This is a genomic window from Microcystis sp. M090S1, from assembly GCF_020246295.1.
In the GTDB taxonomy this organism is placed as follows: Bacteria; Cyanobacteriota; Cyanobacteriia; order Cyanobacteriales; family Microcystaceae; genus Microcystis; species Microcystis aeruginosa.
The window spans coordinates 1-13,825 of sequence record NZ_JADBTF010000120.1; the positions used below are offsets into that span (position 1 = coordinate 1).

The following is a 13,825-nucleotide window of genomic DNA, read 5'->3' on the forward strand; positions in this document are numbered from 1 at the left end:
GAAGCATTAGAAATTGCCAGAGCCATTAGGGATGAATACTACCGTGCAAGGGCATTGACCGGGTTAGCTCCCTATTTACCGGAAGTGTTACCCGAAGCATTAGAAGTTGCCAAAGGGATTGGGTATAAAAAATACCGTGCAGAGGTATTGACCGGGTTAGCTCCCCATTTACCGGAAAGTTTGTTACCCGAAGCTTTGGAAATTGCCAGAGGGATTGGGGATGAAGACTACCGTGCAGAGGCATTGACCGGGTTAGCTCCCTATTTACCGGAAAGTTTGTTACCCGAAGCCTTGGAAGTTGCCAGAGGGATCAGGGATGAAAAATACCGTGCAAGGGCATTGACAGGATTAGCTCCCCATTTACCAGAAGTGTTACCCGAAGCCTTAGAAGTTGCCAGAGGGATTGGGTCTGAATCCAACCGTGCAGAGGCATTACAAGGATTGACTAAGGTGTTAACGCCTGCCAATGTTGACCTATCCTTCTGGGAAAAAAACCTTCATGCTTTGGGTACTCTCACTCGTTCTAATTTCCTCGAAACTATTCCCAACTTAGCGCCTTTAATCCTTCATTTTGGGGGGGAGGTCGCCTTAAGAGAAGTGTATCAAGGGATTAGGGAGGTGAGTCGCTGGTGGCGGTGATTCTCCTGTCAATAATTGCTATAATAGCTAAAATGGTCATAATGGCTAGTTTCTATAAAGGTTAGTTATGAAAACATTAGGAGCCTCAGAAGCAAAAAATCGCTTTGGCGAACTGTTAGACTTGGCTCGAAGAGAACCAGTAAAGATAGCAAAAAAGGGACGTAATGTTGCAGTCGTGCTGTCAATCGAGGAATTTGAGAGATTTTCCGAGTTAGAAAATCAACTTTTGGCTTTACAGGCAGAAAAAGCTCATCAAGAAGGTTTTATCGGAACAACAGAAAGTGAGGCTTTACTGTCAGAAATTTTAAATGCTTAAGATTAACCTATCTCGACAGGCAACTAAACGCTTAAAAAAACTGCCAGATAAACACGCCAAACAAGTAGCCACAAAAATAACCGAACTGAGAACAAATCCCTATCCCCAAGATTCTCTAAAGTTAAAAGGATACTCCTATCATAGAGCCGATATTGGTGAATATCGAATCGTTTATCGTGTTGAGGAGCAAACACTAGAAATCTTGCTGATTGACAAACGAAACGATGATGAAATTTATAAACAACTAAAGAGAACAATATAGAGAATCTTAATTATCAACCATCAATTAATTAGCGATATTATTCCTGCTAAAATCAAGAAAAACAAATTATCTTTAAACACTCATGAACATTAATGTAACATTTCCCGAAGAACTCCTCATTGCTGCCAGAGAAGAAAAAGAAACATTCTCTCGTAAAGTCATAATTTATACATTAGGGCATCTTTATCAAGAAGGAAAAATTTCAGCAGGAATCGGCGCACAAGTATTAGGATGCGATAAATATACATTTTATACACTTCTCTCTGAGTATGGTTTTTCCATTATTGATTACACAGCAGAAGAATGGGAATCAGAAATACAAACCAGCCGTAAATTAGCCCAAAAAATCCAAGAGAATGAAGATAATTGTTAATTCTACACCGATCATCGCCTTATCTTTGATTAATCAATTAGATCTTCTTAATCAGCTATTTAATGAAGTGATTATTCCTTGGGCAGTTTATCAAGAAATTGTCATCGCTGGAGATAATAAACCGGGGGCAAAAGAACTCAAAAATGCCAATTGGATTCAAGTTCAAGAAGTTGCATCATCATCTCCTCTTGAACCGCTATTACTAGGATTAGATCGAGGAGAATTAGAAGTTATTCTCTTGGCAATTTCAATCAAACCAGACTGGGTAATTATAGATGAGAAATTAGCAAGAAGAGTTGCCAAAGCTATGGAATTACCCGTCAAAGGAACATTAGGAATTCTCTTGGTTGGTTTTTATGCAGGTTATCTATCTAAACAAGAAATTTTAGATTTATCACAACAGTTAGTTGATTATGGAATTCGTATTAGTTCTCCGATTCTTAATTGGCTAAAAACAGAATTAGACAATGATCATTAATACCAAATCAATACAAAATAAACTACCATGAAACAACTAATCGTACACATTCGTGACCAAGAAAAAGCAGAAACACTCTCTAAAATTTTAACTGCTTTAGATTTTGTTGACTCCGTAGAAATCATCGAAGATCAAACAACATTATCTGATAACGAGCAAGATTTCTTTGCCCTAGCAGGATTGTGGGAAGACAGGGATATTACCCCTAAATCTATCCGTCAAGCAGCATGGCGAGAAGAAAACCGATGATTTTATGTGACACCAATATCCTCATTGAATTCTATAAAAACAACCATAGAATTATCGAAGAGCTTCGCCATATTGGACTAAATCAACTAGCCATTAGTTCCATTACTCAAGCCGAATTATATTATGGAGCAATCAATAAAAATGAACTCAACAAAATCAAAAGACATCTCGGATTGCTACATACCTTTCCTGTAGATGTCGCAATATCCAATCAATTTATTAACTTAATGGAAACCTACTCCCTCAGTCACAAACTCAACATCCCTGACTCTATCATTGCCTCAACAGCATTAGTGCAGAATATTAAGCTATATACATTGAATTTGAGAGATTTTTGTTTTATTCAAGGCTTAGAACTCTATGATCTGTCAAATGAATAACCCATCAACGTTAGCATTTTCCAGCGTTCAGCGAACCAGTCATGAATTAGTCAAAAAATCAAAGAGAATGAAGATAATTGTTAATTCTATTCCCAACTTAGTCCCTTTAATCCTTCATTTTGGGGGGGAGGTTGCCTGAAGAGAAGTGTATCAAGGGATTAGGGAGGTGAGTCGGTTGTGGTGGTGATTCTCCTCTCACTAATTAGGGTTTGCCTTACCCAATTGAATCAGCAGTCTGCTCCCCAGTGCCTTCGGCAAGCGCGGCAATCCAATAAAATAGTGAATAGGTGACATCAGGAAAAAATTATCTATGGCAACTACATCAGAAGACGTATGGCGAATCTTAGCCGAATTAGCGACTGCTCAAGCCGAATTGACTGCTGCTCAAAAAGAAACTGACAAACAACTCAAGGAAACTGACCTACTATTGAAGGAAGTCAGTCAACAACAGAAGGAAAACGCCCAACAAATCAAGGAAACTGACCGACAACAGCAGAAAACTGACAAACAACTCAAAGAACTGGGCAAACAAATTGGGGGACTCGGGGCAAAATTCGGCAGCTTTACCGAAGGACTTGCCCTTCCTTCAATGGAAACGATTCTCAGACAACGGTTCGGTATGGAAGTTGTTAGTCCCAGTGTGCGAGTCAGTAAAAATGGACAACACCTAGAAATTGATGTCCTTGCCTATACCAATGGTGAGCTAAATACCGCCTATATCGTTGAGGTTAAAAGTCATGCCAGAGAAGAGTCTATTACACAATTAAAAAGTATTTTGCAACGGTTTCGCAGCTTTTTTCCTGAACACAAAGATAAAAAACTCTATGGCATATTAGCGGCGGTTCATGTATCCCCGGAATTACGGGAAAAAATTCTGCGAGAAGGGTTTTATGTGGCTCGGATTCATGACCAAGTATTTGAACTCGATATTCCCGATAATTTTCAACCTCAAATCTATTAAAACCTCAAAGGCTATCGCTCGATCTTCCCCAAAGGAAAAAACACTCTCTTATTCATGAATCGGCAAAATTCAGTAAAATAGTAATAGACCAAATCAGAGAGAAAAAATCATCTATGACGACTACATCAGAAGACGTATGGCGAATCCTAGCCGAATTAGCGACTGCTCAAGCCGAATTGACTGCTGCTCAAAAAGAAACTGACCTACTATTGAAGGAAGTCAGTCAACAACAGAAGGAAAACGCCCAACAACTCAAGGAAACTGACCTACTATTGAAGGAAGTTAGTCAACAACAAAAGGAAAACGCCCAACAACAGAAGAAAACTGACAAACAACTCAAAGAACTGGGCAAACAAATTGGGGGACTCGGTGCCAAATTCGGCAGCTTTACCGAAGGACTTGCCCTTCCCTCAATGGAAACGATTCTCAGACAACGCTTTGGTATGGAAGTTGTTAGTCCCAGTGTGCGCGCCAGTAAAGAAGGACAACACCTAGAAATTGATGTTCTTGCCTATACCAATGGTGAGCTAAATACCGCTTATATCGTTGAGGTTAAAAGTCATGCTAGACAGGAAGATATTACACAATTAAAAAGTATTTTGCAACGGTTTCGCCGCTTTTTTCCTGAACACAAAGATAAAAAACTCTATGGCATATTAGCGGCGGTTGATTTATCCCCGGAATTACGGGAAAAAATTCTGCAAGAAGGGCTTTATGTGGCTCGGATTCATGACCAAGTATTTGAATTAGATATTCCCGATAATTTTCCACCTCAAACCTATTAAATAACCCTGCCCTAGGAAAAACTTTTTCAGTAAGCTTTATTGTAATTGTCCGCGCAGAGCATAACGATCTTTTTCTAAGCCGAAAGCGAAGAGAAAAGAATGGCGTATGGTGGGGTTAGAGAGAGTAAAAAAGAGAAAGAGAGCGATAACAGCTAATCCTGACGATAAACTAAACATAGTTTTGTAGGAAATTGCTAAAACCCCCAGAATTGGACCGGCTAAGGCTGTTCCCACATCAAAACCGCCGATACAGATAGAATAGGCCCGGCCGCGTTCTTGGGGCCCAGAGCGATCGGAGATTAAAGCCAGTAACATAGGGAATAAAATCCCCCCTCCCGTACCTTCGAGGATAGCGGCTAAAATTAAAGCGGAGGAAGATCGGGCAGAAGATAGAACCAACATCGATAAACCATAGCAAAAAACGCTAATAGTGATGAATAAACCCCGTCCATAGCGATCACTGGCTCCTCCCGACAAAATCCGTCCGATTACGCCCGATAGTGCCGCATAACTGTAGAATAGACCGGCACTGAAAGGGATCTGATTTTCGAGGAGAAACAGGGGTAAAAAAGCGACTAAACCGCCGAATAAAGTACCGACCAATAGAAAAACTAAGGTAGGGACTAAAAAAGCTCGCTCTTGACATAATGCCCAAAAACTGCGCTCGATTGTCTGATTTTCTGCCTTCATTTGGGCTAATTTTTTCTTGAAGTCCGGTTCTTGAATGGAGAAACCCAAGAGAAAGGCGATCGCTCCTGAAGCGGCGGAAACTAGAAATAAACCGTTATAACCGATCGATTTGTCGAGATAACTGCCTAAAGCTGGACCGATTCCCATGCCTAGGGGTGCAGTTAAGCTCATATAACCAATTATCTCTCCCCGTTGACGAACGGGGGAAAAATCCACCACTAGGGTACTGTAACCGGTGGTAAAAGCGGCGATGCTGAGACCATGGTAGGCGCGGACGGCGAATAAAGAGGAAAGATCGCGAAAAAATAGATAACCGAGGGGTGCGGTAGCGGCGACAATAGTTCCAAATAAAACCACTAATTTGCGACTGCGGCGATCAACTAGATTGCCTAACCAACTGCGCGATAAAATTAAACCGATAGCAAAGGCCCCCATGACAAAACCGATATCTTGTTTGCTACCGCCTAGGGAGTCAATATAGGTGGGGAGAGTGGGGAGGAGAGTGGTAATACTTGTCCAGAAAAACAGCGCCGTGACGAAGAGGAAGAGTAGTTGACTACGAGTTTCGGCAGTAAGCGATCGAAAAGTTTTGAAAGCGTTCACAACAGCGACCGTCACAGGCAACAAAAAGACCCGGAGATCACGCCAGTCACAAGCATCCCGTATTGCTGCTACCTTCCGGTCCTGACAAGGTTAAGGCGTTGCGATCGCATGAGTCCGAGTCTTTTTTATCATAACATCTTTTTCGGGGATACGGGCATTTTTTTCCGGAGAATCTCCTCTCAATCTAGACTGTGAACGGAAATTTCATCAACGAGGGGGTTTTTGCAATTGTTGTTGTAGAGAGGTTTCTGGTTCGATCGCCAATCCGCTAAACTGTCGGATTAAGAGTGAAGGACTCTCCCTAGAATCGGCAGCGAGGAAAAATAACCAACGGCTGCCGGGGGTGAGTTGTTCGATGGAATTGAAGTTACTTGTCAACCAAATTACCGGTAAATTAGGCAGATTAGCATTTTTTTGACTAGCTTTTGCCTCTATACCGGCTAAAGTTTCTAAAATGATCCTCTCCCCCTGAATTAAACCCGTTTCACCCGTCCAGAGTTTCACATTTAATTGCCGACGATGGGCATAAAAATAGAGGGAAGCAGCGGCAATAATCGCCCGTTCAAAACTGTCTTCTTGCCAATCACAGAGGGTATCGAGACAGATAATCACTTCCTGTCCTCCCGTTAACACTTCTAATTCCCGAATTTGAAATTCTCCCAAACGTGCGCTAGTTTTCCAGTGAATTAAACGGGTAGAATCACCGTAGCGATATTGTCTCAGGTTACGGGTAAGTCCTTGACTAGCCCTTTGATAATAGCGATTATTTTCTAATTTTTGTTCCATCTCTTGACCGAGGGAATCGATCAGGGGACATTGTTGTAAGGGTAAAATTTGGGGATAAACTAAAGCTTTAGCCGCTGCTTGATGACAACGACGACACCAAAATAAACCGAGAGGGGCTGCTGTTCTTAATTGTACTTCTTGCCAGTGATAAATACCCCGTTTACTGGTGGGTAAATAATAAGTCCAACGATGGCAACTTTTGGAGGCAATCGCTTCTATTGCGGTTATTTTTGGCTGATCGAGAACTATAGGCAGGATATCTGTCACTTCTAACAGATTTATCGGCTGATTGCTAGTATTTTCTATCTCTAGGCTAATACTAAGATCGTCTCCCGCACTTACGGGTACAATGGCAAGACGACGCACTTTCAGGGGAAGAAGGGAACGACGGGGTAAAATTATCGATAAAATTAAAACAGCGCTCGTCGTGCCACAGATAGCATACAACCATCCCGCCATGGTATTGGTCGCAGCTCCGAAAAAACAGAGGGTAATGCCAATGATTACCCCACCACCGTAAGCGGGTAAAATACCGCGTTCTTCTAACCAAGTTTTCATAGAGTTTAGTGGTTTTGTCGTCTTTGCTAGAAAGCTAAAAATCAGGCCCACATCTCTATAATTCCCCCAAAATCCCTCTGATCAGCGAAGGGAGTCCTATCTCTTGCCACTATTGTTATTTTTCTTAACAAAACTTAACAATTGATGGCAAAATTTTGCTTGCTTTTGTCGGCAGATTTTGGGATAATATTTTTAAAAGAGTTTATTTATAATGGTAATCTGAGCATTCAATGCTAAACACGACCATCCCATTATAAGACAATTATAGCCCAAGCCGCCGCCAAAGTCAAGCACTCACTCCTGATTATTTGTCGCCTGAAACTTCTAATTCCGTGGTCGGTGGGGGGTTGGGGATATTAATTAAAATAACAAAGGTTGAAAACCGTGTTTGCGGGAAGCTGCGCCGATTTGTTCCATTTTAGGGACGGTAATTTGATTGCGTCCCCAGGAAAAATTAGTTTGCCAACCCTCCAATTCCAATAAAATCGCCTCAGCAAAACAGGCAAACATTTGACGAGAGGGAATATCCATATTAACGATTTTCATAATTTTCCAGTCAATATCGAGGGAATGCTCGACAATGCCGCCCTTAATCACCGAAATATCGGGGGCATTTAACACCGTGCCTAAATTTTTCGGATAACCACCATCAATAATAATGCAGGGGCGCTTGAGTTTATCTAGATCAATTTCCACCCCTTTAGGCAGACTAGCCACCCAAACAATGATATCAGCCAGGGGTAAAGCCTCCTCTAGGGGAAGAATTTTACCGCGTCCTAACTCCTCTTGCAGAGATTGTAAACGCTCTTGATTGCGTGCCACACATATTAGTTCTTTTGTATTGGTTTTTTCATTTAACCAACGACAAACGGCGCTGCCGATATCTCCGGTTGCCCCGCAAACCACGACGGTAGATTGAGCTAAATCGATGCCCATTTTTTCAGCGAGGGTTTCCACCTGAGTGCAGATGACGTAAGCGGTGTGGGTGTTACCGGTGGTAAAACGGCCAAAATCTAGCTCGATATTCCGCACCTGTCGATTATCTTTGAGATTAAATTCCTCGAAAATAATTGAAGAAAAACCACCGAGTGCGGTGATGTTGATATCACTTTTTTGAGCGAGTGCCATGGCATTTAGCACCTTACGAATAGCAGACTTTACCCAACGATTCGACAACATCTCCGGTAAAAAACAGGATTCGATATATTTACCTCTGATGGTTTGCCCCGTGATGCTGGTGACATGAAAATCATCGACAATTTGCGGGGGGGCAGCACACCAAAAATCTAATCCCTGGTTAGCATATTCAGGATAACCTAGATCGTCGGCGACCGATTGGGCGTGTTCTAAACTGGTAAGATGACCTATAAGACCAAACATTGATTGTTCTTTCGTTAGACTAGATGGCACTAGATAAAAATTAGGATATTGCTAAGAAATCGTTAAGACTCTTAAATATAATACACAAAAGAGCCGCTCTGTGTTGAGCGGCAGCAGGGCGAAAAAAAGAAATCTAGACGCTCAAGCTTTAGACAGCAGTTAATCCGTAGGCAGACATTCGCATAATATCACGGGTGCTGAAACCAATATTGCTTAAAGCTTCCCCGTAGCTAATCATGAAGTCTTCCACGAGGGCCTCTTTTTCCATACCGAGGACGCGAGCATCATCCTCGACTTGATTGAGCATTCTCCAGACAAGGGGCAGATTAGCGCGATTTGCGGCTTCTAATTCCTCTTTAGCGGTTTCAAAGTTCGCTTTTAGCCATTCTTCGCCAAAATTGAGATGTAAATATTCGTCTTTAACTACGCCTTCAGTAATTTTACGGGCAAAAGGATCAGCAACAGGAATATAAATATTATAGGCAGCGATCGCAAAAGCTTCGATAATCAAAGATTGGATCAATAAACAGGTAACGATTTTACCTTCTGCGTAGGCAATTTGGAAGTTATTGTGCAGAGAGGAAAAGAATTCTTTGGCATAATCCATATCAGGAGTGATTTTCAAATTTTGGCCGCAAGCTTGAAAACCTTTCATGTGACGGTTTTCCATTTTTGCCAGACGGTGTAACTCTTCTTTGTTATCGGCGAGGATGTCTGCTAATTGAATATAATTGCTATTGGCCTCGTATTCGCCTTCAATAACGATGGCATTAATGCGACTATAGGCTGATTTATAGGTTTCGCTAGTGAAATCAAGCTCTAATGGTACAGCAAGCTCTGGCATAAACTCGATTGACTCCTATTTCTGACGAGATTTTTCCGACGTTCTTTCCAGTCTAGGGTAAGCCTTCTAGATGGAGTTATCTTTTTACGAGTCTAGCTCGATCGGTCTTTTTTGTATAGCTTGCCCTGAGGCTGACTTCCCAAGTTAGCTATAGCGGTATCTTTTGCCACTGAAAACAAGTCTAGAGGCAATCCCTTCTCAAGAGACGAGATTGCTGGCTGTTTGCTCAAACCGTGGCTAAAGATTTCCGGCGCTCGGCCTGTTGTAAGATTGCTTTGGCTGCCTGTTTACCCGATAAAGTCGCCCCTTCCATACTATCAATGTAATCCTGTTGGGTATAACTACCAGCCAGGAAAAAGTTAGCAATAGGAGTCGCTTGCGAGGGACGATAGACATCCATACCAGGTGCTTCCCGATAGAGACTCTGGGCCAATTTCACCACACTAAACCAAGTCATATTTAACTCCCGCGAGGAGGGAAATAACTGATGGACTTGCGCTAAAACCTGCCCGGCGATATCTTCATTTTTAGCTTTAATAAAAGGGTCACCGGGGGTTAAAACCAACTGTAATAAAGAACCTTCTCCGGGGCGATAATAATCCCTAGGACTGGTGAGAGCAAGATCTGCAAAACAGGAAAAATCCGCTTGGTGGGTGTACAAAAGATTATCAATTCCCACCGCTTTTTGCAGTTGTCGGCGTTTTTCGGCATCATTTAATTCCGTCACCCAACCGTCAAAACGCAATTGTACCGTGGCGACGGGGACTGCTTCTAGTCGGAAAATATTGTCAAAAATCGGCATTTTTCGCCAATCTTGGGGAATAAGACGCTGAATACCGGGGACATCACCAGCGCAAACATAGGCATCTGCGGTGATAGTTTCCGTGGTTTCTCCGTTAGCGACGATCATGCCATTAACTTGCAGATTTTCGCCCTCTCCAGAATAGAGAATTTCCCGCACTTGACGACGGGTAGAGATTTTGGCGCCCCGTGCCTCCAGATAGTTAATAATCGGTTTATGCAGGTATTCGTGGGGGGAACCTTCCAACATCCGCAGGACGGAAGCTTCGGTTTTAGCGGCGAAAAATTGGAAAATCGTCAGCATACAACGGGCCGAGATATTTTCCGTATCGATAAATCCTAAGGCATAGGCGATCGGATTCCACATTTTTTTTAAACTGCCTTCATTACCGCCATGGCTACGAAACCAATCGGCAAAGCTAATCGAGTCCAGATCCCGAATCGTTTTCATCGCTCCTTGAAAGTCTATCAGACCGCGGACGATGGGACTTGTACCTAAGGCCAGAGAATTAAAGATTTTATCGGCTGCCGAGAGTTGGGAGGAGGTAAAAAAGGCTTTTAAACCGTTAAAAGGCGCACCCGCGGCGAAACGAAAGTCTAATTCGCCGATTTTTCCCCCTTCGTTAATAAAAGTGTGGGTGTGTTCTTTGAGCAGTAGGGATTGAAAAGCGCCCACTTTTTTCATTAACTCAAAAAGATTATAGTAACAACCAAAAAAGACGTGCAAGCCCATCTCGATGTGATTACCGTCCGTATCTACCCAACTACCGACTTTTCCCCCGACAAAGGGACGAGATTCTAAGATTTCTACTGTACAGCCCGCATCGACCAGATCGATAGCTGTTGCCATTCCCGCTAATCCCGCACCAACGATCACCACTCGCATTTGTCAAGTTCCTGTTACAATTTTTCACTAAATCTTTATTTTACCTTGATCGGTCTGGTGTTTCTTGCTGGCGATTTTTTCAGGGGCGCTTGAGGGCGTGGCAAAATAATTGAGAGTTGCACTAGGGAGAAGTCATTTTGAAGCGATCGCTAGATAGGAGACAGGAATTAATTATTGTCACTATTATTTGGATATTGGGGATATTAGTCGATAGATTCTGGTTTAGTCTCGATCATACTATTCCTGCTTGGGATCAGGCCGATTATCTCAACGGTGGGATTATCTATACCCAAGCTTTCCAAAATCCTCGCTGGTTTGACGGGGATTGGTGGCGCAGTTTATGGCTAATGTCGCCGAAAATTCCCCCTTTAACCTATCTTGTAACGATTCCCTTCTTTAATCTCTTTGGTATTAGCCTTGATGCGGGTATGTGGGTAATGGCTATCTATAGCGCCCTACTGCTCTTTTCTGTGTACGGATTGGGAATTATCCTCTTTAATGGAACTGTGGCTTTATGGGCGGTCTTAATCTGTCAATTTCTACCCGGTTTATACTATTATCGCCTCGAATATCTCTTAGATTTTCCCTTAGCGGCAATTGTAACGTTTTCTTACTTATGCTTGACATGGTGGCGATTTAGTGGTCAAGGCTGGCTAAAAGCGATCGCTTTCGGTATTTCTTGCGGTTTAGGGATGTTAGTCAAACAAACCACCCTATTTTTCCTCTTTTTACCGATTTTGTGGGTATTGGGCGAAAATCTCCGGCGAAAACGTTGGGGCAATCTAGCGCAATTAATGCTCAGTTTTTTGACGGCAGCATTGTTAATGTTTCCCTGGTATCGGACGAATTGGTTATTAATGTTAACCGCGGGCAAACGTGCCACGGTAGATTCGGCGATTTTGGAGGGAGATCCGCCTCTTACCAGTCCAGATGCCTGGACATTTTACGCCCAAGTTTTACCCTATTTTCTTTCTTGGGTATTGTTATTAGTTCCTGTGGTGGGATTATTAATCTCCTTACGTCATAGAAAAACCGAAGATAAGGTTAATCGTCCTGTGTGGATTTGGTTAGGAGTTTTTCTGCTGGGGGGATACCTATTATCATCCCTAAATATCAATAAAGATGCTCGTTATATTTTGCCGCTTTTACCGACTTTATCCTTAATTTTATCCGTTGGTTTATTATCTTGGCGTGGTCGTTTTGCCCCCAGTATCCGTTGGGGAACTATAACTATTGCCGCTATTCTCACCAGCTTAAATTTATTCCCCTTGGGGGGAGAGCTAATTACTAATGTTTTCAGTCCCGAATTACAACACCATCCCTATTTAAAAACCGGCTGGCAACAGGAAGAAGTAGTTAAAGAGATTCTAGCCGATTCTCCCTATCTTCGCAGCACTCTAGGGGTTTTACCTTCCACCCCCGAATTAAATCAACATACTCTCTCTTTCTACGGTGGTAAACATAATTCACAGGTTGCCGGCAGACAGGTGGGAGTTCGGGAAGAAGATATCGAAAAGGATGTCAATTCTTTAGATTGGTTTTTAACTAAAACTGGTGAACAGGGTTCCGTCCCCGATGTCCAGAAAAAAATTGTTAATCGAGTCGCCACCGGTCCAGATTTCCAAGTGGAGAAAACTTGGCAGCTACCGGATGATAGTACCCTATCCCTACACCGTAAAATAGCCCCCTCCGTCACGGTTAACCCCCTTGAAAATGCACCAAAACGGGTGGAATTAAGAGAGATTGCCATTGCCGAAAAAGCTTCTCCTAATCAACCCATTCCCGTGGTTTACAAATGGGCAGGAGACTGGCAACAATTAAAGTCAGGGATAGTGATTTTAACCTGGCAAGAAGTGGACGGTAAGGATTATTGGATGCACGATCACGGTATTGCTATGGGGGAATTAATGGCAGAAAAATTAAGTCCAGAAGAGCAACAAAAGGGTTTTGAAGTTACTGAAAAAACCGCCATGCAGTCGGCAGCAACTCCCGGAGTTTATCGCTTATCTGCTGTCTATCTCAATCGGGAAACTGGCGAAACCTATCCAATTAAAACTAATGCTCAAATTACCATCGATCCTCAAGTTCCCAAGTTAGCAACGCCCCAATTAGATTTAGTGACCCAATTGCGCTTAAAGTCTGCTAATATTGGTCAAGGATTAACGGGTATTGAACCAATTTTTGAGTTAACTAATCGTATCAATCAATACGATTCGATTCAGGATTATGTGCTGCAAGCAGACAAGGCTTTTTCCTATCGTTTACAGCAACAAAACCCCCCCGATAAATTATCTTTAGCCTACGGATTAGCAATTTCTAAGGTACTACAACAGGATGTAGCAGGGGCAATAAAAGCCACGGAGGAAATGATTAAAATTGACCCCCATAATCCCTATCATTATGCTTATCAAGGTTTTATTTATCTCTACGATTGGCAACCGCAAGCAGCCCAAAAAGTCTTAGATAAAGCTAGACAATTAAATCCCGATAGTGAGGAAATTAAGACTTTAAATGCAGTGGCTGCCTTGATGGGAGCAAATCTCGTTAAAGCTTGGCAATTATGGCAATCAAATTAAAATAGAGTGAGAAGTGGGGTGTGGGGTGTGGGGTGTGGGGTGTGGGGTGTGGGGTGTAGGGTGTAGGGTGTAGGGAGTTTTCTCAGTGAACTGATAACTGATAACTGATAACTGATAACTGACTTCTAACCCAATGTTGGACAAAGATAAGTAAAAATTATTGATTTACTGCAAAAACTTGAGAATATTTAAATTAACATTCCGCAATATTTATAAATTCTTAAGAATTAATTGAGAAAGATTTTTATTTAACAACGA

14 protein-coding genes, 1 other RNA gene and 1 pseudogene are annotated in these 13,825 nt (G+C 42.3%); 10 read left to right on the forward strand and 6 right to left on the reverse strand.

What is annotated here, in order from left to right:
* The 9 genes and pseudogenes from IM477_RS05545 to IM477_RS05585 form a co-directional block, all read left to right on the forward strand.
* A pseudogene (locus IM477_RS05545) lies at positions 1-639 on the forward strand (apoptotic protease-activating factor); the annotation flags it as partial.
* 67 nt (positions 640-706) lie between these two features.
* Positions 707-955, forward strand: a complete 249-nt coding sequence (locus IM477_RS05550) for a type II toxin-antitoxin system Phd/YefM family antitoxin (protein ID WP_002739617.1) — start codon at positions 707-709, stop codon at positions 953-955.
* A complete protein-coding gene (locus IM477_RS05555) occupies positions 948-1,217 on the forward strand; it encodes a type II toxin-antitoxin system RelE family toxin (protein WP_002739840.1) in 270 nt (89 codons plus the stop codon). Before IM477_RS05550 ends, IM477_RS05555 begins: the two co-directional genes overlap by 8 nt.
* A gap of 82 nt (positions 1,218-1,299) precedes the next feature.
* Positions 1,300-1,590 (forward strand): UPF0175 family protein, encoded by a 291-nt coding sequence (locus IM477_RS05560; protein ID WP_002760519.1) that lies wholly within the window; start codon positions 1,300-1,302, stop codon positions 1,588-1,590.
* Entirely contained in the window at positions 1,574-2,068 is a 495-nt protein-coding gene (locus IM477_RS05565; protein ID WP_002780146.1) for a PIN domain-containing protein, read from the forward strand. Before IM477_RS05560 ends, IM477_RS05565 begins: the two co-directional genes overlap by 17 nt.
* A 27-nt stretch (positions 2,069-2,095) precedes the next feature.
* Positions 2,096-2,317 (forward strand): hypothetical protein, encoded by a 222-nt coding sequence (locus tag IM477_RS05570; RefSeq protein ID WP_147069484.1) that lies wholly within the window; start codon positions 2,096-2,098, stop codon positions 2,315-2,317.
* Positions 2,296-2,697 carry a type II toxin-antitoxin system VapC family toxin gene (locus IM477_RS05575; protein ID WP_002780144.1) on the forward strand — a complete coding sequence of 134 codons (402 nt, stop codon included), beginning with the start codon at positions 2,296-2,298 and terminating at the stop codon, positions 2,695-2,697. Before IM477_RS05570 ends, IM477_RS05575 begins: the two co-directional genes overlap by 22 nt.
* Before the next feature lie 310 nt (positions 2,698-3,007).
* Positions 3,008-3,658, forward strand: a complete 651-nt coding sequence (locus IM477_RS05580; protein ID WP_287730854.1) for a DUF3782 domain-containing protein — start codon at positions 3,008-3,010, stop codon at positions 3,656-3,658.
* Positions 3,659-3,771: 113 nt separating this feature from the next.
* On the forward strand, positions 3,772-4,443 hold the full coding sequence (locus tag IM477_RS05585) for a DUF3782 domain-containing protein (RefSeq protein WP_287730855.1): 672 nt from the start codon (positions 3,772-3,774) through the stop codon (positions 4,441-4,443).
* Between the two features lie 36 nt (positions 4,444-4,479).
* On the opposite strand, the gene IM477_RS05590 is transcribed toward IM477_RS05585, so the two are convergent.
* The 6 genes from IM477_RS05590 to zds all read right to left on the reverse strand — a co-directional run bounded on the left by IM477_RS05590 (position 4,480) and on the right by zds (position 10,991).
* Positions 4,480-5,751 (reverse strand): MFS transporter, encoded by a 1,272-nt coding sequence (locus tag IM477_RS05590; RefSeq protein WP_287730856.1) that lies wholly within the window; start codon positions 5,749-5,751, stop codon positions 4,480-4,482.
* A gap of 9 nt (positions 5,752-5,760) precedes the next feature.
* Positions 5,761-5,857: signal recognition particle sRNA small type (gene ffs / locus IM477_RS05595), an RNA gene on the reverse strand.
* An 86-nt stretch (positions 5,858-5,943) separates the two neighbouring features.
* The gene (locus IM477_RS05600; RefSeq protein ID WP_287730857.1) at positions 5,944-7,080 is read right to left on the reverse strand and encodes a DUF58 domain-containing protein; all 1,137 of its coding nucleotides are present in this window, start codon (positions 7,078-7,080) and stop codon (positions 5,944-5,946) included.
* A gap of 360 nt (positions 7,081-7,440) precedes the next feature.
* On the reverse strand, positions 7,441-8,460 hold the full coding sequence (locus IM477_RS05605) for a long-chain acyl-[acyl-carrier-protein] reductase (protein WP_287730858.1): 1,020 nt from the start codon (positions 8,458-8,460) through the stop codon (positions 7,441-7,443).
* 148 nt (positions 8,461-8,608) lie between these two features.
* The gene (locus tag IM477_RS05610) at positions 8,609-9,304 is read right to left on the reverse strand and encodes an aldehyde oxygenase (deformylating) (protein ID WP_287730859.1); all 696 of its coding nucleotides are present in this window, start codon (positions 9,302-9,304) and stop codon (positions 8,609-8,611) included.
* 226 nt (positions 9,305-9,530) lie between these two features.
* Complete coding sequence (gene zds, locus IM477_RS05615) at positions 9,531-10,991, reverse strand: 9,9'-di-cis-zeta-carotene desaturase (protein WP_287730860.1); 1,461 nt, start codon at positions 10,989-10,991, stop codon at positions 9,531-9,533.
* A gap of 137 nt (positions 10,992-11,128) precedes the next feature.
* Between zds and IM477_RS05620 the strand changes: the two genes are divergently transcribed.
* A complete protein-coding gene (locus IM477_RS05620; protein ID WP_287730861.1) occupies positions 11,129-13,567 on the forward strand; it encodes a glycosyltransferase family 39 protein in 2,439 nt (812 codons plus the stop codon).
* The last annotated feature ends 258 nt before the right edge of the window (positions 13,568-13,825 follow it).